Here is a 21,434-nt window from a genome sequence, read left to right as displayed (position 1 = left end):
GGATTAGACGCCGCCCAGCACCGTATGCTTCCGCATGTTGTAGTTGCCAGTTTCGACCCGGACCGTGTCGTGGATGATGCGGTCCATGATTGCGTCCGCGTGGACAACGCCGGAGCCGAGCAACTGGTACCAGTCCTTCTACTGATACTGCGTGCAGAAGACCGTCGACTTTCCGCTGGCGAGCACGGGTTTCGGGGTACCTCTAGACAATATGAAGTAAGCACCCTGGCAGTGTCCTAGGACTGGAACCCCGGGTTCAAAGATCGGCGTGGATTGCCAGCCCTGCGTTCTTTCCCGTCCAGCCGGGCGGGTGTGGACTGGTAGAGCCACATTTGAACGTCTGGAGGTTCCAGTCATGAATCAGCGTACCTACGTCGGTCTGGATGTCCATGCCCGGTCCATCCTGGGCTGCGCAATCGATCAACGCACCGGTGAGATCAAACGCCAACGCCTGGCAGCAAACAATGCCGGAGTCGTGGACTGGGTCAGGGGCCTGAGCCCTCCGGTTCGCGTTGTCTACGAGGCCGGCCCGACTGGTTTCGGTCTCGCCCGGGCCTTGGAGGCGGCAGGGTTCACGTGCGTGGTCGCAGCCCCGTCGAAACTCCAACGTCCGCCGGGGGATCGGGTCAAGACCGATGCCCGCGATGCTGAGCATCTTGCACGGCTGAACCTGCTGGATCAGATCACCGCAGTCGCGGTTTCAGATTCCGGCCGTGAAGCAGCACGCGACCTGGCCCGAGCCCGGGAAGACGTCCGCTCAGATCTGATGCGGGCCAGGCACCGGCTTTCCAAGCTGTTGCTGCGCCACGGGATCGTTTATTCCGGAGGCACTACGTGGACGAACGTGCACCATACGTGGCTGCACCAGCAGCGCTTCAAGGACCCTTCCCTGCAGGCTGCTTACGACACTTGCCTGGAGACGGTGGAAATGACTTTGGACCGGAGGAACCGTCTCGATATCCGGATCACGGCCCTAGCCGAGACCGATCCCTACGCCGAAGTCGTGCATGCCCTGATGTGTTTGCGTGGAATCAGCGTACTGACCGCGTTCGGGTTGGCCGTCGAGGTCGGGGACTGGTACCGGTTCACCGGCAAGACCATCGGCGCCTACCTCGGCTTGGTGCCATCCGAGCATTCCTCAGGGGCATCGCGTTCCTTGGGCTCGATCACGAAGACCGGGAACACCCATGCCCGCCGGCTGCTGGTCGAGGCGGCCTGGCACCACCGGCGCAACTACCAGCCCTCCCGAGAGATGCGGGCACGTTGGGATAAAGCCGATGAAGCCTCCCGGGTCCGTGGCCATCAGGGCAATCACCGGCTGCATCACCAGTGGGAGAAGTTCGAGGCCCGCAAGAAGCGCCGGGTGATCGCCAACGTGGCCGTCGCCCGGGAATTGGCCGGGTGGTGCTGGTCCCTGGCCGCACGAGTACAGCGGGAGCACCCATGGCCAGCTGAGTAACTAAACGTCCCGTCGCCTACCGGTGATCATCCGGCTTGGCAGCGTGGAGGAAACCCGCGATACACCTATGGGCCACCGGCGGCCACCGGCGGCTGCCGGTGATGCCCGATGTTCCTAGACCAGCGGTCACCCTCCAGCCGAACACCTCGTCCTGCGGTAACCAACCCGCGTATATCTCTAATGGGTAGTGGCTGGCCCGTGGCCGGCTGGCAGACTGGTGGCATTCCGGCTGGATGTGACTCAGCGTATATCTGACCTCGCCTGCGGGCAGTGTCTTGATACTGACTCGTCCATCTGGTTCGGGATGGCACCGGCCCTGTCCACTCCGATGGCCTGATGGAAGGTTGTCCGACCCGAGCAGGTCGTGACTCGTTAGAGATGTGCCTTGGCGTGAACCACCGCGGGCTGCTGCATTGAAACAGTCCCGAGGGAAGGAAACCAACACGATGAGCACCGTTGCCGAGGAATTCACCCATGTCGTCGGGGTCGATACCCACGCCAAAACGCATACCTACGCGATCCTGGCCTCGACCACCGGCCACGTCACTGTCACCGGAACATTCCCCACTAGCCCGGCCGGTATTTCACGGGCCCTGGCATGGGCCTCACGCCGAACAAGCGGTGAATCGTTGTTGTTCTCCGTCGAAGGTGCCAGTTCATACGGTGCGGGCCTGACCAGGGCCCTGACCGCCGCACGGCTTCCGGTATGCGACGTCAGGCCCCCTCGCCGGCGATCCCGTGTCGGTCGTGGCAAGTCCGATGACATCGACGCAATCGCCGGCGCCCGTGCGGTCCTGGGCGCCGATACCAGCGCTCTGATCCGTCCGAGGGCTGAGGGCCAGCGCAATGCCTTGCGCATCCTGTTGAATGCTCGACGTGCACTCGATGGACAACGCAACGCCGATCGCCACGCGTTGACTGCGTTGGCCCGGACTTGCGATCTGGACCTTGATGCCCGCAAGGCCCTCACCGACCAGCAGATAGACACCATCGGTTCCTGGCGCTCACGCCATGCAGAGCCCCTAGCTATCAGCATTGCCCGCACCGAAGCAAAGCGCCTGGCCCGGGCCGTGAAATATGCGAGCCGGGAACTGGAATCCAATCGTGCCAGCCTCACGGATGTCGTCGAGAAGATGGCACCCGGGCTGCTCGAGGTCCCAGGCGTCGGGCCCGTGACGGCTGCCATCATGCTCTGCGTGTATTCTCATCACGGCAGGGTCAGATCGGAGGCCGCGTTCGCTGCCCTCGCCGGGGTCAACCCGATTCCAGCTAGTTCCGGGAACATCGTCCGCCACCGCCTCAACCGCTCAGGTGATCGCCAGCTCAACCAGGCCATCGATACCATCGCCCGCAGCAGGATGGGCTTCGATCCGGCGACGAAGGATTACATCAAGCGACGCACGGAAGAGGGAAAGACTAAGCGTGAAATACGTCGCTGCCTGAAAAGGTTCATCGCCCGGCAACTCTTCCGCAAAATCAATGCCCTCATGGCTTGACCCAACCCATAGAAGGGTCAGTCTGACAGCGCCGTCGTAGAAGACGCGCCAGCCCAGGACCACCACCAGGCGACGGGAACGAAAAGAGCGGTCCACGACAACCAGCCGCGGACCGCTCACCTCTGCCTCTTGACAACTCGTGCCCACATATCAGTTGTACTGCCCGGGTAGGTGGTGTGGAACCTCATCCCTTCGTGGACGGTGAATCTCAAGGCTTTGTCTGTCCAGACTCACGCTACCGTCCAGCGCGACTCGCCAACGTGGTGAAAGGAGCCTAATGAGATGCTGCTCGTCCGTGCCGGCACTGGTGCTCAACTGCGCCAATCGCAATCCCGGGACATGGTGCTGACCCGCACCACAGGTGGAGCCCACAGAGGCGAATGTTCAGCTTACGTACTGTCCGATAACGGGCCGGAATTTACAGCTGCTGCGCTGATCGACTGGTGCGACACTGCCGGGGGCAATGCTGCGTTTATTGATCCAGGATCACCGTGGCAGAACGGTTTCGCTGAATCATTCAATGTGCAGTTCAGAAGGGAACAACTGACCGGAGAAATCAAGGAGACGATGGCCGAGGCAAAGTACTTAGCCGACGAGTGGAAAGATATCTACAATCATGAACGTCCTCATGGATCCCTTGGCGGAATGACGCCGTTCAGACACTGGGATCGCGGGATTGCAGAGAACCAACTAGCTATCGCATAGCCACTGGACTGCTAACGCGGACCTAATCTGTAGGATCGGGGATGGTCGGAGTCTCTGTTGGTTGCTTGTTTTGTCACTTCCGATTATGGGGCTCCGATCCTTCTTCCCTGTCATTTGTCACACCCACTGGCCTACTTTTCAATCAACACACTTCAATCCGAAGACCCGTAATGACGACCGCGAAAATTGTGACAAGGACGGTTTGAGGTACGGCGAGCACGCAATAAGTCCATAGGCATGGCACCCCATCATGACTCTGATGACAACTTCCATGGCTGGTGTCTAGTTCCGTTGTGGCACCAACACGGTGCCAATTTCGCCAAAGCAACGGCGAATATCGGTATCGACCTCGTTTAGTTCTCAAAAGTCGCACACGGAAGACGTCAAACGCTTGGTTCGTCATCACGCACTGACCCGACAACTCCATTAGACCACTAGTGACCGGTCTTTAGCAGATTGAGAACTTCTAATTTGCCGATGCGATCTTCACGCTAAAATTTCCATATTTCGTCCTATACCATAGCAAATCTTTTGAATCAGTCATCTCAAATGACTCAGGTAGCACCAGCCGACGTTTGGAGTTCCAAGTCTCATCGTCAAAGCGGACAAAGACGTTAAATGTCTGTCCTTTAGATTGAGAAAAATAGTCATATGGAATAGGGAAATTAAAGGATTTATCATCGGATCCTTTGATGCCGACAGACTGAAGGAATGTATTAGTTTTCCGACTTGCAAGCAACATTTGGAGGCGGCGAGCATCGGTGTATTCACCATCTGCAAATTGAATATTTAGACAAACCGAGTTACTTTCCTCGCTGATGTCGATATCGTCAACCTTGACTGTCGGCTTGCCCTGGAGAGGAAGCGGATCCTTAGCTGTCGCTACTTCGCCAATCGCGGTCAACCACCGGGCGTAGCTGGCGCGAGGTAAATACGACGCTGCCTTTTCAATTGCAGCAACCCGCATTTTAAGTTTTTCATCTGCAGTCAGGCTCAAAAAGTTCACAATGCTAGCTGCCAGAGCATTCGTATCCCCGAACGGAACCACGAAGCCGTCGACTCCGTTGTCAATGATGTCCCTAGGACCGTAATTAATATCGTAAGTGATCGGGACGCACCCAACGGCCATTGATTCAATGACCGCAAGTCCGAGGCCCTCACTCATGCTCGTGAGTAGGGAGAAGGAACTCTTTTCAAGCCGTGATGGAAGATCAGCGACATGGCCGGCGAACTTTATGGACTCTTCAACTTCAAGTTTACGACTGTAATTTCGTAGACTTTCTAGCTCTGGTCCCTTACCAAATACCGTTAGACGTGTCTTTGCGCCGAGCTCGTTAGCCTCAGCGATTGCTGATATTGCGTGGTTGACGCGTTTCAACTTTGAAAGTCTCGCTATTATGACCCCAGACAACTCATCACGCCGGGCGTGGGCAGAGGCGAGATTCGGAGAAAATGATAGCTCGCTTGGAAGATGTCTCAGCTTTTCTGGCGCTATTCCTTTTGCTGCCATGGCAGCTGCCTGCTGACGAGTCTGTGTCGCGATAAAATCGAATCGTTCGATGTTCCGCATGGTGTTCGTGCGTTTTGCGAGCGACTCGCCATAAGGACCGTCGTACGGTCTCCGTAGGTGCGATCCATGCATAAACAGAACCATTTTAAAGTCGCGCTCGACGATCTCACAAAGGAATTCACTCATCATTTTATCGTCGACAATAAGTAGTGACTTATCTTTTTCTATTACATTTTTAATCCAGCAAACATACAGGTCTTCTATAGTCTTGAATTCAGCAAGAGGTGTTTGAGTGGTGGAGCACAGCGTTATAGATGCGTCTGCAGTGTCGGTGGAAATCTGCACTCCGAGTAAGCTTCCATCGTCGCGATAAAACCGCTTGCGTAAATCGCTGTTCGTGCCTGGCGCGGTAGCTGTTAATCTTTCGCGCGACTCGGAATATTTCGAGTTGTCGTCCCTTAATGTGACATTGGTGTTTTCCGCACAACTATCCACAAATCGACGCAAGTCATCGTCTGACATGGCTCGCAGGTCAGTCCATGCATTTCGAATCTTGACGCTTTCTTCGAGCTTATTTTGCTCAACGAGGCGTTGGCGAGTAGATTCGGCATCGAAATTCTCGTTAATTGTTAAAATCGTCACAGACGGATGATGACCATATTGTACGAACCCGTTAATTCTGCGCAACATTGAATTAACCATCCCGCCAAACTCTAAAGGGATATTTGACATGGCATTGTATACGTGCAGGTTCTCATTTTTTGTGATCTGGGTTGCCGAGCGGTAGCGATTTTTGGAAGACTTGAGATTTCCACGCTTAAACCGTTTCAGCGTCCGTATAACGAGATTAATGATCGCACATCCTTGATTTTGAGCTGTATGACCAGAGGAGCCTATCTTGCTGGGGTAGGCGAGGTTAACCCAACAATGTCTGCAGAGGCCCCGTCTGGGTTTAGTTTAAGCTTCTTGTCGAGTTTTCTATGCTTTGTCGCCCCATATCTTTGAAGGTTGGGAGCAATGTCAAACGTTGCCGTGTTGAATGTCGTATTTGAGAAAGATATTTCTCCTTAGTGTGAGGTTTGAAAATCCGGGATTCGGACAGGGACTTGGCGAGTAGCCCGAGTTGCTACGGATAGTCCAAATTGTTGGTACGGCTGATCCTGGAGGGATGGTACTGCGGCGACTATTGAGGTCTTCTGGTTCCAGCAGTGGCACGCCAGATGGGGACTGATGCAAAGGAAGGTGACACTTGATCTGGCTTGTTTGTAGGCAAGCCTGAAAGGATAGTCACCATGCCACGCCCTTACCCGAAAGAGTTCCGTGACGACGTGGTCCGCGTCGTATTGGACCGGGACGCAAAGACCACGATCGGCCAGATCGCGAAAGACTTCGGCGTCCACGAAGGCACCATCGCTAAATGGCTCCGCGCAGCCGAGATCGATGCCGGCAACAAGCCCGGCAAGACCACGGACGAGTCAACAGAACTACGCGACCTACGCCGACGGACACGCCTACTCGAGCAGGAGAACGAAGTCCTCCGCCGTGCTGCTGCCTATTTATCGCAAGCGAATCTGCCCTCAAAAGGTTCTACCCGCTCGTAAGAGAGCTCGCCGCCGACGGGATCGCCGTCGCGGTGTCGTGTCGGGTTTTGAAGTTCTCCCGCCAGTCCTACTACCGCTGGCTGTCCACTCCCATCTCCGAAGCCGACCTCGTCGCCGCCTACCGGGCGAACGCCCTCTTCGATGCCCACCGGGACGACCCGGAGTTCGGGTACCGATACCTCACCGACGAAGCCAACACCGCCGGATATCCCATGGCTCCACGCACCGCGTGGCGGATGTGTTCGGATAATGCCTGGTTTTCCTCCTTCGGGAAGGGGCGGGGCAAGAACGGAAAGAGACCCGGCCCACCGGTCCATGACGACCTGTGCGCCGTCACCGACTCCGACGGACGGACTCGACACGAGTTCAGCGCAACGGCCCAAAAACCAGTTGTGGCTGACCGACATCACGGAGCACGAAACTCTTGGATTCTAGTAGTCGTCGCAACACCGAGCTTCTCAACTTGTTTCCAGTAAAGCACGGACTCGTTCTGCCGGCGTATCCCAATTCAGTGTTTTTCGCGGTCGAGCGTTGAGCTCTGCAGCTACGTTCTCAATTTCCTCGAGAGCATGTCGAGACAGGTCTGTGCCCTTGGGAAAGTACTGGCGCAGGAGGCCACTGGTGTTCTCGTTGCTCCCACGCTGCCAGGGACTGCCCGGGTCGCAGAAGTAGACGTCCATTTTGGTTGCAGCGCGAAACGCGAGGTGTCCGGACATTTCCGCTCCTTGGTCCCAGGTCAGAGTCCGCCGCAGAATCCGAGGGAGTTCATTGACGGTCTTTACCAGCCCGTCGCGGACAGTTTCGGCAGTGTGGTCGTGGCTAAGATGAACGAGGCTCACGAACCGAGTGGATCGCTCGACGAGTGTTCCAATTGCGGATCTATTCTTCGTGCCGACAATTAGATCGCCCTCCCAATGTCCTGGCACGACACGGTCATCAGCCTCAGCAGGCCGGTCAGCGATCGGAGCCATCCCATCGACAAAACGCTTCGTCCTATGTGCCGGACTTCGTCGAGGCCTGCGTGCTGTCCGTCCTCGCCGCATAAACGTCGAGAGTTCGCGCTTGAGCCCACCACAGCCCTGGATATAGATCGATTGGAAGATCGTTTCCGTGCATACCCGCATTTGGCCGTCATCAGGGAAGTCTCTGATCAACCGGTGGCTAATCTGTTCCGGCGACCATTTCTTCCCCAACTTTGCCTGAACATCAGATCGCAACCCGCTTGGGGATTCGAATTTACGAACTCGTGGTCGCGGACGGCGAGTGGAGAACCTTCGGTGCGCGGTATAGGGAAGATAACCAAGGGTGTTCGTTGAGTTCCGCCCCAGCTCACGGCTGATCGTCGAAGGGCTTCGCCCCAACTTTTCGCCGATGGTTCGCATCGATTCCCCGCCCCTGGCCAGATCATGAATCTTTTCTCGTTCGATCAGGCTCAGGAAACGGGAATCGATAGGAGTTTCAAGGCGCTCGACATCGACAGCAGTGCCTCGCGTATACGTCTTCCGTGGGTTGTTCACGGTTTTCAGTATCGCTGATTGACGGTAGCGAACGATCCGGCCATCCGGATGGATGCGACCGCCAGAGAATTGCTTGATGTCCTTGTCCCAGTCCTGAGCGCTGGTCGATTCCGACCTGTTCGGAGGCCTGGGCTCGAGGGATTCCAGCGGCTCTGAGGGCTTTGAACTGTGCACGTTGGGCGCGGGTGTCCCTGCCGGTGAATATGCCCGCCTGATGGGCCCATTTATAGCAGGTGACTCTCACGAATCCGAGTTCTTTCGCGATTTCGGAGACGTTGCCATTGAGCTTCAATCGCCGGAAGAACTCTGCCTTGTCTTCAGCGGTGTAGGAGCGGCTCTTCGCTCGTGGTGTCGACACACCTGCCTCTCGACGCCACCGGTAACAGGAATCGACGCTCACGCCGAGCTCGGCAGCTACAGCACGGATGGTGCCTCCACGATCGAGGCGGCGGAAGAACTCTTCTCGTTTCTTCGCTTTGTACTTGACGTTGTCTTTACCTCTGGGCCGGGCCACCACACACTCCCCTTGATCAGGGGTGTTGCAACGATGGCTAGAATCCAAGCAAGTCAGGGCAAGCTCTACCTTTGTGCGATAGAGGACGTGTTCTCGTCTCGGATCGTGGGCTACTCGATCAGCAGCCGGATGAAGGCCAGGTTGGCCGTTGATGCTCTCCAGATGGCCGTGGCCAGACGTGGCGACGTGGCCGGCTGCACGGTGCATTCAGATCGCGGTTCGCAATTTCTGTCCAGGAAATTCGTCCGTGCTTTGGCCGGTCAGGGCTTGGTCGGGTCGATGGGCAGAGTCGGGGCGGCTGGTGACAATGCGGCCATGGAATCGTTCTTAGCGCTGCTGTGGAAGAACGTGCTCGACCGTGGTCGCTGGGCCACCCGGGACCAGCTGAGGATCGCCATCGTGACCTGGATTGAGCGGACATATCATCGGCGTCGACGTCAGGTCCGGCTGGGTCGTTTGATCCCAGTGGAGTACGAAGCAATCATAGAGACAGCTGTTCTCGCAGCATGACACTCAAACTGTCACCTCGACTTGCAGCAGTCCCGTCCCGCTGCTCAGCAAGGAGGATGCGCGCGCTGGACGGGACCAAATGACCCTGATGCTCCGCACCACCGCAATCACGATCTTTGGCTAGGTCGTCGGGGCGATCATGCCGCCCAGTGGCCTGCGTTCGATGTGCACGGAGGCCTTGGAAAGGCGGCTGTCAAGGCCGGAGGTAAAATTCACCGCAGTGGTCGCTAGCGACTTCGGTGTTGGGTCGTCATTACTTTGAACTCATAATTGTTCTGGACTCGTTGAGGAAGTTTTCGACTGCCTGTCGACCGTTGAACCCGCCGAGGTAATAAGTTCGTTGTTCCCACCGGTATGCCGCGAGAGGATCGTCTCCAAGCATCCTGTCGAGGGCAACCGTCAGATCTCCATTTGACGGGGTAACAACGTAGCCCGACCGTGACGTAGGAAATTTTTCATTGAATTCGTCTGGCGTGAAGCGTGTCGTTGCCATGGCGTACGGCTTCCCCGATTGGAGATAGTCAGTCACAATACCCGATACATCTGCAATCATTGCATCCGAGGCGTTTGTCACATCGCTTACGGTCGCGTCCGATTCAGCTGGAGCACCCCACCTATGTCGGCGATTCGAGTGCTCTGAATCACGTTCGAGCATTGTTTGAATCGTCTTGATGAGCTTGGCGAACTCCTTATTACTTCGACTCGCAGGGTGGGGACGGAAGATGACATTGACGTCTCGTTTGATCAAGGCCTCGACTATGTCTGGCCCGAAAGTGAGGGAAGAGTAGTTTTCAGCTTTATTCTTTCCGTACCAAGTGGGGGCATAGAGGACTGTTGGCCGAGTCTTTTCGGCAATTGGAGTTCTATCGACCTCGATTGCTTCCGTCGGGGGCCGTCCGATGACCTTAAATTTAGATTGGTTTATTTTAACACCGTTCCGGGCGTATCGGTCGATGGCTCCCTGCCCCGCAACAAATAAGAAGTCGTACTTTGCGCTGTTGGGGTTGAAGCTGGGTGCTTTGTCGCCGTCGCCGTGATGAACAAATACGTGGGTGTACCGCTTGTCAGCTCTGAACAGGGAGTTCTTGGCCGCGTTATGTGGGTAATAGGCAATGCTGACTGAATCTGGTACTAACTTACGGACGTCCGCGGCAGTTTGTTCATCCGGTACCACGATTGGCCTATTTGTGTTCGCGGCCAATCGGTTCATGGTTTTTTCGGTTAGGGAGACAATGAAGTAAGGCTCGCCCAGGCGGTCGATATATGGGTACCACATTTCAGCTTGGTAGGTGGCAGTTCCTCCATATGGAATTACCGCTTTCGGACGCAATCTCCGTAGTTCCCGTAAAGTTCGCCACCTTGCTCGATCAGCGTAGATCCAAGCATTCACCATGCTCCACGCAGCGACTGAGAACGCTAGCAAAGATAGTGCAAGTGAAACCCACGGTGTTGCTTGGACAGAGAGAAAGGCGAAGATTGCGATTACGGCGAAGGCGGCCCATGCGAGTCGGAAGAAACCCTTGACCTGAACTCCTGAAAGCTTGGTGATGCGTGGATTAAAGTTGAAGTTCGTGGCCACGAGTGGCTTCGTGGAGGAGAAGACCGGAATCGCGCTTGCCAGCCAAGTAGAAATCGTCAAGAGGAACAATGAGATCCACATTACTGATGGGAGATATGTGGAGTGAGCGGCATAAACCGCGCCGACTCCGAGAGCGAGTAGGGCCATATAGGGGATGCTGATCGTCGAATGTCGGGCAACGGACTGGGGAGTCGATGTCAGCGCAAGGACTGCTTCGGATAGGCACACAGCAGCAGCTAGAAGTGCACCCACGACTAGGGCCCCAATATTGGCTGGGAAAGCAACGAGTAGAAAGCCGGCGATGCTTGCAGCAATGAGGGTCGTGCGACGTGATAGTGCCTGGGGAAGGAACCCGCCGAGGCTCCAGACGATGGCCTTTCGGGTCGTTTGAGCCAACTGTCCCACCTTGTGCTTCATAAAATGATATCTCTCAGTTTGATCGCCAACGTTTCTCAATTGACTTCATGACACCGGAAACCTTCGATGGCTCCTCGTGTTTCGGCGCGACGATGGGGCGCCCCTAAGACTGCGCGACCCAATAGCCAGTAGATCTTAGCACTCGTCGCTGTTGAGTGTGGCGAATCGATTCGGCGGTTGGAATTCTCCGCGCATGGGTCATGGGTACGGTCTTGTCGAGGTGGAGAACTGCTCGAATAAGGGACTTTGTTGCTGTTGACTGATAGGGGTAGGAAGAAATACGAACTGGCCTTTCGTTGAAAGGCCGTCCTTCTCGTGCTCGGGCCGAACTGCTCAATCAAGCGGTTCGCCGAGCAAATTGGCGTGAACCCAGGCACTCTGGGTAATTGGGGCCTATGCTTTTTGGCACGTCGCTACCGGGGTCTTGGCCCGGTAGAGGGCCCCGTTCTTGATCATCGAATACAGAACGTCGCAGCGGCGTCTGGCTAGACACATGACTGCTGCATTGTGTCTCTTTCCCTCGGCTCGTTTTCGCTGGTAGTAGGCCTTGGAGATCGGATCGTGGCAGCTGGCGACCCAGGCCGATCGGAACAGGGCGTTCTTCAACGCTTTGTTTCCCGATCGAGATGGGTGTTCACCATGGATCGAGGTGCCTGAGTATCTTGATGTCGGGGCGATCCCCGCGTAGGCCGCCAGATGGGCTGCGTCCTTGAATCCGTGGCCGTCTCCAATGGCCAGGAGCACGGCTGCAGCGGTCTTGATGCCGACTCCTGGCATGGAGATCAAGACCGTGGAAAGAGGGAAGTCATCGACCAGCTTCTCCACCTCGGTAGCCAGGAGCGCCCGTTGGGCTTTGAGTTCCTTGATCTGGGCTGCCACCCTCGGGATGATGATTTCGACCGCGGCCGTGCCGGCCACGGTCACCGTCTGCTCTGACAGGGCGGTGAAAATCTCTCCGATGAGTATGGAAGGATCCTTGCGGGAATGATTCCGGGCGAATCGCAGGACGTTTCCCCTGCCGGCGGCGCGCAGCCCGGTGGGTCCGCCGTAGTGGATGAAGAGCTCCAGCACGAGGGGGCGGGTGATCCTCGTTTCGGGGAAGACCCGCTCCAGGGCGGGGAAGATCTGCAGCAGCAGGCCACGGAGTCGGTTGATGGCCCGGGTGCATTCATGCGTCAGGTCCGCATCAAAGCCGGCCAGGACCTTCAACGCTGAGAGGACCTCGCTGTCCCGGTCCACTTGGCGCAGTGTATGGGGCATTGAGCGGGCGGTGTCGGCGATGATGAACGCGTCCCGGGCATCTGTTTTGGCTCTGCCCGGGTATAGGTCCGCTGCTTTTCGCATCGCGAGTCCGGGGAGGTAGGCGACTTCGCAGCCGGCGTCGCGGGCCACGGCGATGGGCAGGGCGCCGATGGTGTTGGGCTGGTCCACGATGACCAGCACCTTCCCGTGGGTCTGGAGCCGGGTGAAGACCTCTCGTAGTTTTGCCTCGTCCTGGGGCAGGGGATGGTCGATGATCCGGCCACCGTCCCGGTCCAGGGCTGTTGCGTGGTGACCCGATTTACCGACGTCGAGTCCGCAGAACACGGCGATTTCGTTGTTTATGGTGGCGCTCCTTTGCACCGTGCGGTTGGCCGCTAGTCACGACACTCGATGCCACACCCACGTTACGAAGAGACCACGGTTTCTGACTTCCGGGTCATGTCCCTATCAGCGGTCAACGCGTGCCTCCAGGTTCGGCGACAACACCCCCCCCGGATCATGAGTGACAGGGCAGGACAGTCATACCGAACCTAGCGACCAAACCCCGTTTATCGGGGTCCTACAAATGTAGCGGGCGCGCGCGTGGTTGCCTCGAGTTTGGGCAAGAGCTCCCCGACAGGCTAAGATGTGATGTCGGTCTTTGTTCTACAGGAGTTCTCATTAGCGATAAGCGTTCAGATCGTCCGTCGTCACGCGGAATCGATCGCAGCTCGCCGTTGGTCTTTTCGGCCAAGGAATTCGGGGGATACCCGGGTACCATGAAGACTCTTGAACGGACCGTGCCCGCTCCGCCTGAAATGGGGGCGGCACTGATCGGAATCGAAGAGGGGTCGGATATCGATCTGGATCTTCGATTCGAGGCCGTACACGAGGGAATCTTGGTTTCCGGTACAGCGTTCTCGGAAGTGTCCGGTGAATGCGGCCGATGCCTGGAGCCTATCGCGTACGACCTCGAGTCCGACATTCAGGAGTTGTTCTTCCATGAAGGCGCTGAGGTGCCCGATGAGGAGGACATGGACCAGCGACAGATCGTGGATGACTTCATCGATCTGGAGCCGGTACTCAGGGATGCAGCGGTGACCGCGCTGCCGTTCCAACCGGTGTGCCGAGAGGGCTGCGAAGGCCTCTGCGCCGAATGCGGGATTCGTCTCGCGGATGAGCCAGGGCACCACCACGAGATCCTAGATCCCCGCTGGGCAGCTCTCACCGAGCTGGCTGGCACCACCGCAGAAGATGCGGTACAGAGTACAGATTCAGTCGAGAGAGAAGAGAGTTAGCCGTGGCTGTTCCCAAGCGGAAGATGTCCCGCTCGAATACCCGGGCCCGTCGGTCCCAGTGGAAGGCAACTGCGCCGAACCTGGTCAAGACCATGGAGAACGGCCGCGTCACCTACAGCCTGCCGCACCAGGCGAAGGTCGTGACCGACTCTGCCGGCACCGAGTTGTTCCTTGAATACAAGGGGCGCAAGGTAGCAGACGCCTAATAACGTCTGATGCCTTCAACAGAAGAGCTTCTGAAGCGTCTCGGGGTCACCATCGACCCCGAGACGCTTCGTCTTGCGCTCACACATCGCTCCTATGCTTATGAGCATGGCGGCCTTCCGACCAACGAACGCCTCGAGTTTCTCGGCGATTCAGTGCTCGGCTATGCCGTGACAGACCATCTCTACCGGACCTACCCGGACCTGCCGGAGGGCGATCTGGCGAAGCGACGTGCCTCCGTCGTCAGCACCCGAGCACTCGCCGGGATTGCGCGCAGCATTGACGTTGGACAGCATATTCTCCTCGGTCAAGGTGAGGTACTGACCCACGGTGCGGACAAGTCCTCGATCCTTGCCGACACCATGGAGGCGTTGATCGGTGCCACGTACCTCAGCGATGGCCCTGACGCGGCACAAGCCCTCGTGATGCGTCTGGTAGCCCCGCTGCTATCGGACGTTGAACACCTCGGCGCAGGCACCGATTGGAAGACAGCGATCCAGGAAATCGCGGCAGCGCGCAAACTTGGCCCCATTGACTACTCCATCACCGGCACCGGCCCTGATCACGCGCGGGTGTTCGAAGCAACGCTACGCATTGGCTCGAATGATTACGGAACAGGCACGGGCCCTTCCAAAAAGGAAGCCGAACAAGAGGCAGCTGCGATCTCCTATCGGACGCTGGTCCCCTCAGAGCCTTCGGTGGGGTCGGAAGAGAAGACGGCCCACGAGTAGATGCCGGAACTTCCGGAAGTAGAAGTTGTGCGACGGGGTCTGGAATCCTGGGTGGCCGGCCGGAAAATCAACGAAGTCCACGTCCATGACGCACGCTCCATCCGTCGACATCAGGATGGCCCAGCTGACTTCATGGCCACGCTGCACGGCACAGCGATCACCGACATTGTGCGACGTGGAAAGTTCCTCTGGATGCCTCTGGGCGGTGTGACACGTGGAGCAGCTCTCGTTGCCCACCTCGGAATGAGCGGCCAACTGCTGGTTGAGGACTCCACAGCAGCTGACGAAAAACACCTTAAGATCACCTTTGATCTATCGGCTTCGGCCGCAAAGCCGGAACAATTGCGCTTCGTCGATCAGCGGATCTTCGGGGGCATGTTCGTCTCACCCCTGGTGCCGACCATTGACGGAGCTCCGGGCGGACAAGGTTCCCAAGCTGCATCCATTCCCCAAGCTGCCTCCCATATCGCCCGCGATGTCTTGGACCCGGATTTCGATATAGAAGAGTTCCATCGCCGGCTGCGGACACGTAGGATAAGTATTAAGCGAGCGATCCTAGACCAGGGACTGGTGTCCGGGGTAGGTAATATCTATGCGGACGAGGCGCTATGGGAAGCCCAGATGCACTACGCCCGTCCCACCGACACTTTGCGGCGCCCAGATACCATCAGGCTAGTCGATGCCTTATCGACCATCATGGACCGAGCTCTTGCTGCCGGGGGAACAAGTTTTGATCAGCTTTACGTCAACGTGAACGGTGCGTCCGGCTACTTCTCTCGGTCATTAAACGCGTACGGCCGCAGCGGACAACCGTGCCACCGATGCGCAGACGGGGGACAGACTTCGCTGGTCTGTCGGGATGCGTTTATGGGCCGTTCGTCCTACTGGTGCCCGGTCTGCCAGCGAGTTCCGCGCAACGCCCGCTTCTAGGCGGAGAACTCGGAGACTACCGCATCGTTGAACGGCGTCCACGCATCAATCGCCCATGGGCCAAAGTCGCGGTCGGTCAAAGTAACGCAGGCTAAGCCGGCTGGCGGGTCAACCCAGAGGAAGGTCCCTGATTGTCCGAAATGGCCGAAAGTCTGAGCCGCGTTCCTAGTGCCAGTCCAATGGGGTGACTTGTGGTCCCTGATTTCAAAACCCAGGCCCCAGTCGTTGGGCTTCTGGCGCCCGTAGCCGGGAAGAATGCCGTCAACACCGGGAAATTGCACGGTCGTTGCTTGCTCCATGGTGGGTCCGGCCAGAAGGGTAGGCCGCTGGAGCTCTGCTGCGAAGAGCGACAAATCGTGGAGAGAAGAGACGGCGTCGGCGGCGGGAGAACCTTCGAGCGCCGTTCTGGTCATGCCCAGGGGCTGCAGCACAGCTTCGGAGAGATAGGTGGCAAAGGGGATGCCTGTCTCCGATTCGAGGGTCTGTCCCAGGACATCGAAGCCCGTATTCGAATAGATGCGGCGGGTCCCCGGTTCGGCATGAATAGCATCGGAGGAAAAATCATAACCGCCGGTATGTGCCAGCAGGTGGTGAACAGTTGAACCTTCCGGGCCTGCTGGCTGATCGAGAGAAAGTGCCTCTTCTTCAAGAGCGACCAAGAATGCGAAGGCGGAGAGCAATTTGGTGACCGAAGCTAGCGGAAAAATGCGCTGGGGGTCCCCCTGACTGTCCAAGGTGTTGCCTTCGGTGTCCAGCACGGCTGCTGCGGCGTGGGGGACAGGCCATGTGTCGAGTAAGTCCAGGGCGGTCATGAAACGGTGCTCCTCAGCGGTTGCGGGTGGTGAGGCAGTCTATTCCGCGGTGCGCGGGGCAGTACCACCATAGTGGGCAGCGAGGCGGGACAGCCCCTCGTCAATGGAAAGCAGGGGCTTCCATGCGAGGACTTTATGCGTGGTGCGTTGGTCGAACCAGTGCGCAGTGGACAATTGCTCGGCGAGGAATTCCGTCATCGGTGGCTCATCGGAGACCCAACCGTGACGCAGCGCGCCTGTCCAAAGACTCTCTATCACTTTCCCTGCGTTGCGGGCCAAGGATCCGGGGACACTGAACTTTGGTGCGGGGACGCCGCCGGCGGCACAGATTCCGGCAATGAGCTCACCGACTGGACGCGGCTCTCCATTGGTGATGACCAAGGAGAGACCATGGGCAACGCTGATCCGTTCCAGCCCTTGAACAATCGCAGAAGCCGCATTGTCGACATACGTAGTATCGATCAGAGCCAGGCCGCCATCCAACAAGGGCAGCCGGCCTGAACGAGCTCTATCGATAACTCGTTCCACAAGTTGAGTGTCGCCCGGGCCCCAGACGACGTGTGGGCGCAGAGCGGTCACACGAAATGATGGTGTGTCGGCTTCCAGTGCCAAGAGTTCTGCACTGGCCTTGGAACGAGCGTAGTAGCCCCGCGCAGCGGCAGGTTCAGGAGCGCCGGCAGCCCCTCCGACGATCGATGACCCTAGGTGGGCTACGGAGGGCGATGAAACGAAGACGAAGTCTTCAACGCTAGCCGTTCGAGCGGCGGACAAGAGGTTCCTGGTGCCCTCGATGTTTGTTGCGACGAACTCCTCCCACTCACCGGTGAAGGAGACTTTCGCGGCCAAATGAATGACCGCGGAAGCGCCTTCGACAGCTCGGGCAACGGCGTGGGGATCGGTGACAGAGCCCCGACACGGTTCGACGCCGGGCAATGATGTGGGACCGCGTTGAAAGGTCCTGACCCGGTAGCCGCGGGCCAGCAGTTCTTCGGCCACCGCCCGTCCCAGCATGCCACTCGCCCCGGTCACCAGAACGAGCTTGTCGTGATTGGCAGTACTCATTGCAGGGTTGCCTTTTTCCCGGACAGAAGCTCGGCAGCCCACTTCGACAAAGCAGAACGGTCGATCTTTGAGTTGTGCCGGATATCGGTGGGCAAATCGGGGATGACCACTACTGCCGCGGCCGTCATACCGGTCGCTCGGGTTATGGATGAACGTACGTCCTGCGTCAAAGCCTGAGCAGCCAGCGCGGAACGACGAGTTCTCTGCACGGTTTCCACGATGACGACCACTGCCTGCGTACCTGCTGGTCCAACCCCGACGACTGCGGCACGACGAATGCCCCGCACAGCTTCCGCAGCCAACTCTGCGGCAACGGGTGTCCTCACCCCTGCGGCGGTAGTGATGATGTGCCCTAGCCGCCCCTGAACCCAGAGACGTCCAGCGGTGTCGAGATGGCCGACGTCGCCCGTGTGATGCCAGCCTGGATGAACTGCGCTGGCGTGCTCGGTGACCCATAACCGGTCGTACCGATCCTTGACATGGGGAGCCGAAACAACGATTTCTCCGACCTGGCCAGGGCTGGCATCCAGTTCATCGGAAACCCCTCCCTGATCGTCCAACGCCGCGATGGAAACTTGGGCGCCCGCCACGGGTTGGCCGACACAGACTCCGTCGCCCGAACCGGCGGCGAGGATCCCTTGAAGGCTGATGTCGGTGATGGGTAGTGCCTCGGTCATCCCGTAAGGCGTGTGGACCTCTGCCTGCGGAGCCAAGTCCTGAACCTGTTGCAGCAAGGTGGTCCCGAGTGGTGCCCCGGCTGAGAGGAGCAGATCCACGCGTTCAAGAGCAGCTCGTTGGATGGAGTCGAGCTCCGTCGAGGTGGCCAGAACGTTCACTAGGGCGGCCGGGGAGGCGAAGACGATGGTGGCGTTGATGGCCGCTGCCGCGTCAGCCAGCGCGGAGGCAGACAGGGTCCTGGGTGAGGTCACGTCCATATCGGGCGTAACGGATACTGCCCCCAGAGCCGGCCCCAGAAGGGCGAAGGGGGCAAACCCCGCCACGAGGGCGTCGCCGGACTTCAATCCGTAGGTGGCCTGCAGGGTATCGCGCATGGCGGCTAGCTGCCGATGAGTATAGACGACGCCTTTGGCCGGTCCGGTGGATCCTGAGGTGAACAAGATGGCGGCGTCGGTATCGGGATCTGCCGCCACGAACGGCGGAGCACCGGCCGCGATGCTACCCATCCCTGATTTCTCCAGGTCGCCAACCGTGGCGACCACGCCCAGGAGCCGACGTTTGGCGGGGGAGAGGTCGCCAGCGGAAATCCGCTGACCGGGCCATTTCAGCGCCTTGGCGGCCATGAGGGCCCGTTCGATGCCGATCAGGTACCCAGGGCCCGCACCGCGGATCGCCCTGCCGAGACTCTTCGTGCCCAGTCCGGCATCGGCGACGACAATGATGGCCTCGAGCCGGAGGCAGGCATAGATTAAGGAAGTGAGCTCCGCGCTGGGTGGGACCAGCAGGTTCACTCGATCGCCACGGCGGACACCCAGTTCGGATAGACCGTGGGCAATGGCATCGACGCGTCGGACCAGTGAAGCCCACGACAGGGAAGTGGAACTTCGTACGCCCTCTCCGGCGGGTCCCATGTCTACGACCGCGTCTGCGTGGTCATCGCGATGAGCGTCGAGTTCGGCGAGCATGCTGCGGAACCCGGTAGCCAGGTCGCGATCGCGAGGACCGCCGTCGGAGCCGACATTGGCGCGTGACGGGGCGTCGTCTTGAAGAGCAGACTTTATTTCCGACCTTTGGTGCACCGTGGAGGAGAGCCAGGCCAACAAGGGGGTGGCGATATCTCGATCTTCGGCAAGGAGGTGACCGGCGCCTTCGAAGCGGTGCACATCTGCTTGAGGCAAACGGTACATCAGGTCGCGTAGGTAGCGGTCGGAGAAAATAGGATCACGCGGACCCCACATCATCAGTGCCGGGACCTCGAGTGTCCGGATCTCCGTGGAAATCTGATCTAGGGTTGGCCAACTGGGATGCTGCGGGGTAGCGGGGATGTCGGCGACGAAGTTGGCGACCCCGGCACGTGCCGGGGCTGTGCGATACGGAGCCATAAACGCGCATTCAACGTCGGACGGCAGGCTCGGGTGTGCTAGCGCGTGGGTGACCTTCAGGAAAGCCGGGGTAATGCGGGTGCCCCATCCGTGGACGGCAGGGTGTAACGCAAGGCTGAGGGCAGGTGGTAGGGCGAAACCTGAGGGGTGCACTGCGGTGTTCGTCAGGACGATGCCTGCCAGCTGCTCGCGATGGCGTGTCGCCCAGCCCAACGAGATGATCCCGCCCCAGTCGTGGCCGAGAGTCACCACGGGGCCTTCAAGTCCCAGCGCGTCGGTCAAGTCCCCGAGGTCGGTGACTCGATCCGCTAGTCGGCGAAATATGTCAGTCCGGTCGGAATAACCCATGTCGAGTTGATCGACGGCCACCACGCGCCAAGGGGTTTCGGCCTCGGCGCCGGCTTCAAGTACGCTTCGCCAGAGGTAGGACCAGGTGGGATTTCCGTGCACGGCCAGAATGGTTCCTGCTGGTGCTGCCTCCCGAGCTTCGAGAGCTGGCAGGTTGTCCAATAAATGCCATTGGTGCGACGATCCTGAGGGATCACAGCTGGCTGTTGAGGGGACGGTAAGGTATCGGGAGAATTCCGGGCGGACCCCGGGCCAGCTCCTTGCTACCACGCCAGCTCCAGCATTGCCGTGTTCAGACCGGAACCGACACCCATGCAAAGCACTCTGTCTCCAGGGTTGAGCGTGTTGGCCTCTTGGGCCAACGTCATGGGAAGCGAAGCAGGACCGACGTTTCCCCACTTCGGGAACGTGATCGGAACCCGGTCTCGAACGAGGTTCACGGCCTTGATAATGGCATTGGTATACGAATTGGACACTTGGTGGGTGACGTAACGGTCCATCGACCCCCAGTTCCAACCGTCCTTATGGGCTTCGTCCCAAGCATCCACGACGAGTTTCAGGCCGTTGTCGAGCAGGCCTTTCGTGTCGGTGTACATCCCCTGTGGGCCGCCAACGCACAGTTCGTGATGTTCGCTCCCGGCGCGTGAGACGCCTCCGAGGATGCGGTGTGAGCCTGGATGTTCGTCGGCGCGGCCGATGACTGCGGCTGCAGCACCAGAGCCCAAGGTCAGGGTCGCGAATTCGCGGAGGTAGTCCTCACGCGTCGAATCTTCGCGGTTCAATCGATCGAAGGTTGGTTCCTGGGCAATCTGTGAATCTTCACCAGCGACGATCAGCGCGTACTTAATCTGCCCGGAATCGATCATATTCGCGGCCAGCGTCATGCCGTTGACGAATCCGAGGCAAGCGTTGGCTAGGTCGAAGTTCATGGCTGAGGACGGTAGACCCAGCCCATTGTGGACTTTGACGGCGACGGAGGGCTCAAGATTCCTGCGGGTGACCGAGGTATTGATGAGCAGGCCGATTTCGCCGGCTTCAACTCCGGCTTCGGCTAACGCCTTGGACCCGGCTTCGATAGCCGCGTCGTCGAATCCTGTTCCTTCCGGCCACCAACGTCGTTCGCTGACACCGGCTACCCGTTCGAGGAGCTTCTTGGACAGACGCAGCCGCTTAAGGCTCGGCTCTAGCCGCTTATCGAATTCGCTCGAGGTGACGATGACAGGAGCCTCCACACTCGTAACGGCAATAACCGCCGAGTTGGTGTGTCGAAACGTTGCATTGCCGCTCAATATCCAGCCTTCGTCCATATAGGATTCATCTGCCGCCGACGCATCCCTATGATGCGAAGACTCTCCAACCGTTAACTATGCACTCTGCGAAGTGGTTCCCGCACATTCGCCATGCGGTATGAACGCCGCCTGTGACTTTTCTCCCCTCGA

The 21,434-nt window shown here is 58.5% G+C and carries 16 protein-coding genes and 2 pseudogenes; 10 read left to right on the top strand and 8 right to left on the bottom strand.

Annotation, left to right across the window (positions count from 1 at the left end):
• Positions 1-355 precede the first annotated feature (355 nt).
• The 3 genes and pseudogenes from CIK75_RS07530 to CIK75_RS07520 form a co-directional block, all read left to right on the top strand.
• On the top strand, positions 356-1,459 hold the full coding sequence (locus tag CIK75_RS07530; protein WP_096223512.1) for an IS110 family transposase: 1,104 nt from the start codon (positions 356-358) through the stop codon (positions 1,457-1,459).
• A gap of 446 nt (positions 1,460-1,905) precedes the next feature.
• On the top strand, positions 1,906-2,955 hold the full coding sequence (locus CIK75_RS07525) for an IS110 family transposase (RefSeq protein WP_096223511.1): 1,050 nt from the start codon (positions 1,906-1,908) through the stop codon (positions 2,953-2,955).
• Between the two features lie 387 nt (positions 2,956-3,342).
• Positions 3,343-3,660, top strand: a pseudogene (locus CIK75_RS07520) (integrase core domain-containing protein); the annotation flags it as partial.
• A gap of 466 nt (positions 3,661-4,126) precedes the next feature.
• On the opposite strand, the gene CIK75_RS07515 reads toward CIK75_RS07520, so the two are convergent.
• Positions 4,127-5,902, bottom strand: coding sequence for a glycosyltransferase (locus CIK75_RS07515; protein WP_096223510.1), 1,776 nt, complete (start codon positions 5,900-5,902; stop codon positions 4,127-4,129).
• 560 nt (positions 5,903-6,462) lie between these two features.
• Here CIK75_RS07515 and CIK75_RS16315 point away from each other — a divergent pair.
• Together CIK75_RS16315 and CIK75_RS16310 are read left to right on the top strand one after the other, a co-directional pair.
• Positions 6,463-6,771 (top strand): transposase, encoded by a 309-nt coding sequence (locus tag CIK75_RS16315; RefSeq protein WP_198962407.1) that lies wholly within the window; start codon positions 6,463-6,465, stop codon positions 6,769-6,771.
• Between the two features lie 47 nt (positions 6,772-6,818).
• The gene (locus tag CIK75_RS16310) at positions 6,819-7,247 is read left to right on the top strand and encodes a hypothetical protein (protein WP_198962406.1); all 429 of its coding nucleotides are present in this window, start codon (positions 6,819-6,821) and stop codon (positions 7,245-7,247) included.
• Here the strand turns inward: CIK75_RS16310 and CIK75_RS07500 are convergent.
• Positions 7,230-8,430, bottom strand: a pseudogene (locus CIK75_RS07500) (IS30 family transposase). The gene CIK75_RS16310 and the pseudogene CIK75_RS07500 overlap by 18 nt on opposite strands.
• 72 nt (positions 8,431-8,502) lie before the next feature.
• Between CIK75_RS07500 and CIK75_RS16610 the strand changes: the two are divergent.
• On the top strand, positions 8,503-9,312 hold the full coding sequence (locus CIK75_RS16610) for a DDE-type integrase/transposase/recombinase (protein ID WP_256382351.1): 810 nt from the start codon (positions 8,503-8,505) through the stop codon (positions 9,310-9,312).
• Between the two features lie 253 nt (positions 9,313-9,565).
• On the opposite strand, the gene CIK75_RS07490 is transcribed toward CIK75_RS16610, so the two are convergent.
• Both CIK75_RS07490 and CIK75_RS07485 read right to left on the bottom strand, forming a co-directional pair.
• On the bottom strand, positions 9,566-11,287 hold the full coding sequence (locus CIK75_RS07490) for a CDP-glycerol glycerophosphotransferase family protein (protein ID WP_158225920.1): 1,722 nt from the start codon (positions 11,285-11,287) through the stop codon (positions 9,566-9,568).
• A gap of 414 nt (positions 11,288-11,701) precedes the next feature.
• Complete coding sequence (locus CIK75_RS07485; protein WP_096223653.1) at positions 11,702-12,913, bottom strand: IS110 family transposase; 1,212 nt, start codon at positions 12,911-12,913, stop codon at positions 11,702-11,704.
• A 416-nt stretch (positions 12,914-13,329) separates the two neighbouring features.
• On the opposite strand from CIK75_RS07485, the gene CIK75_RS07480 reads away from it, so the two are divergent.
• Genes CIK75_RS07480 through mutM form a run of 4 tightly spaced genes read left to right on the top strand, consistent with a single transcriptional unit; the run spans position 13,330 to position 15,713 of the window.
• Positions 13,330-13,848: a DUF177 domain-containing protein gene (locus CIK75_RS07480; RefSeq protein WP_198962405.1), complete on the top strand. Its 519-nt coding sequence runs from the start codon at positions 13,330-13,332 to the stop codon at positions 13,846-13,848.
• 2 nt (positions 13,849-13,850) lie between these two features.
• Positions 13,851-14,054 carry a 50S ribosomal protein L32 gene (gene rpmF / locus CIK75_RS07475; RefSeq protein WP_086996298.1) on the top strand — a complete coding sequence of 68 codons (204 nt, stop codon included), beginning with the start codon at positions 13,851-13,853 and terminating at the stop codon, positions 14,052-14,054.
• A 9-nt stretch (positions 14,055-14,063) separates the two neighbouring features.
• Complete coding sequence (gene rnc / locus CIK75_RS07470) at positions 14,064-14,783, top strand: ribonuclease III (protein WP_096223507.1); 720 nt, start codon at positions 14,064-14,066, stop codon at positions 14,781-14,783.
• Positions 14,784-15,713 carry a bifunctional DNA-formamidopyrimidine glycosylase/DNA-(apurinic or apyrimidinic site) lyase gene (mutM, locus tag CIK75_RS07465; RefSeq protein ID WP_096223506.1) on the top strand — a complete coding sequence of 310 codons (930 nt, stop codon included), beginning with the start codon at positions 14,784-14,786 and terminating at the stop codon, positions 15,711-15,713.
• On the opposite strand, the gene CIK75_RS07460 is transcribed toward mutM, so the two are convergent.
• The 4 genes from CIK75_RS07460 to CIK75_RS07445 are packed head-to-tail and all read right to left on the bottom strand — an operon-like array spanning position 15,710 to position 21,284.
• Positions 15,710-16,525, bottom strand: coding sequence for a serine hydrolase domain-containing protein (locus tag CIK75_RS07460; protein WP_096223505.1), 816 nt, complete (start codon positions 16,523-16,525; stop codon positions 15,710-15,712). The two genes, mutM and CIK75_RS07460, sit on opposite strands and share 4 nt — an antisense overlap.
• 39 nt (positions 16,526-16,564) lie before the next feature.
• Complete coding sequence (locus tag CIK75_RS07455) at positions 16,565-17,587, bottom strand: NAD-dependent epimerase/dehydratase family protein (protein ID WP_096223504.1); 1,023 nt, start codon at positions 17,585-17,587, stop codon at positions 16,565-16,567.
• Positions 17,584-20,265: an alpha/beta fold hydrolase gene (locus tag CIK75_RS07450; RefSeq protein WP_096223503.1), complete on the bottom strand. Its 2,682-nt coding sequence runs from the start codon at positions 20,263-20,265 to the stop codon at positions 17,584-17,586. Before CIK75_RS07450 ends, CIK75_RS07455 begins: the two co-directional genes overlap by 4 nt.
• Positions 20,259-21,284, bottom strand: a complete 1,026-nt coding sequence (locus tag CIK75_RS07445) for a 3-oxoacyl-ACP synthase III (protein ID WP_198962404.1) — start codon at positions 21,282-21,284, stop codon at positions 20,259-20,261. The genes CIK75_RS07450 and CIK75_RS07445 overlap by 7 nt, the downstream gene beginning before the upstream one ends.
• Positions 21,285-21,434 lie beyond the last annotated feature (150 nt).

Origin of the sequence: Glutamicibacter sp. BW78 (genome assembly GCF_002332245.1) — a bacterium.
Taxonomy (GTDB): Bacteria; Actinomycetota; Actinomycetes; order Actinomycetales; family Micrococcaceae; genus Arthrobacter_H; species Arthrobacter_H rhombi_A.
Note: the sequence above shows the minus strand (reverse complement) of the source record. Positions and strands in the feature narration are given on the sequence as shown.

What these genes read in the sequence shown, in the direction of transcription:
- CIK75_RS07480 (WP_198962405.1), top strand. Translation starts at nt 13,330, where the DNA reads ATGAAGACTCTTGAACGGACCGTGCCCGCTCCGCCTGAAATGGGGGCG.
- CIK75_RS07460 (WP_096223505.1), bottom strand. Translation starts at nt 16,525, where the DNA reads ATGACCGCCCTGGACTTACTCGACACATGGCCTGTCCCCCACGCCGCA.
- CIK75_RS16315 (WP_198962407.1), top strand. Translation starts at nt 6,463, where the DNA reads ATGCCACGCCCTTACCCGAAAGAGTTCCGTGACGACGTGGTCCGCGTC.
- CIK75_RS07530 (WP_096223512.1), top strand. Translation starts at nt 356, where the DNA reads ATGAATCAGCGTACCTACGTCGGTCTGGATGTCCATGCCCGGTCCATC.
- rnc (WP_096223507.1), top strand. Translation starts at nt 14,064, where the DNA reads ATGCCTTCAACAGAAGAGCTTCTGAAGCGTCTCGGGGTCACCATCGAC.
- mutM (WP_096223506.1), top strand. Translation starts at nt 14,784, where the DNA reads ATGCCGGAACTTCCGGAAGTAGAAGTTGTGCGACGGGGTCTGGAATCC.
- CIK75_RS07515 (WP_096223510.1), bottom strand. Translation starts at nt 5,902, where the DNA reads ATGTCAAATATCCCTTTAGAGTTTGGCGGGATGGTTAATTCAATGTTG.
- CIK75_RS07455 (WP_096223504.1), bottom strand. Translation starts at nt 17,587, where the DNA reads ATGAGTACTGCCAATCACGACAAGCTCGTTCTGGTGACCGGGGCGAGT.
- CIK75_RS16610 (WP_256382351.1), top strand. Translation starts at nt 8,503, where the DNA reads ATGGGCCCATTTATAGCAGGTGACTCTCACGAATCCGAGTTCTTTCGC.
- CIK75_RS07525 (WP_096223511.1), top strand. Translation starts at nt 1,906, where the DNA reads ATGAGCACCGTTGCCGAGGAATTCACCCATGTCGTCGGGGTCGATACC.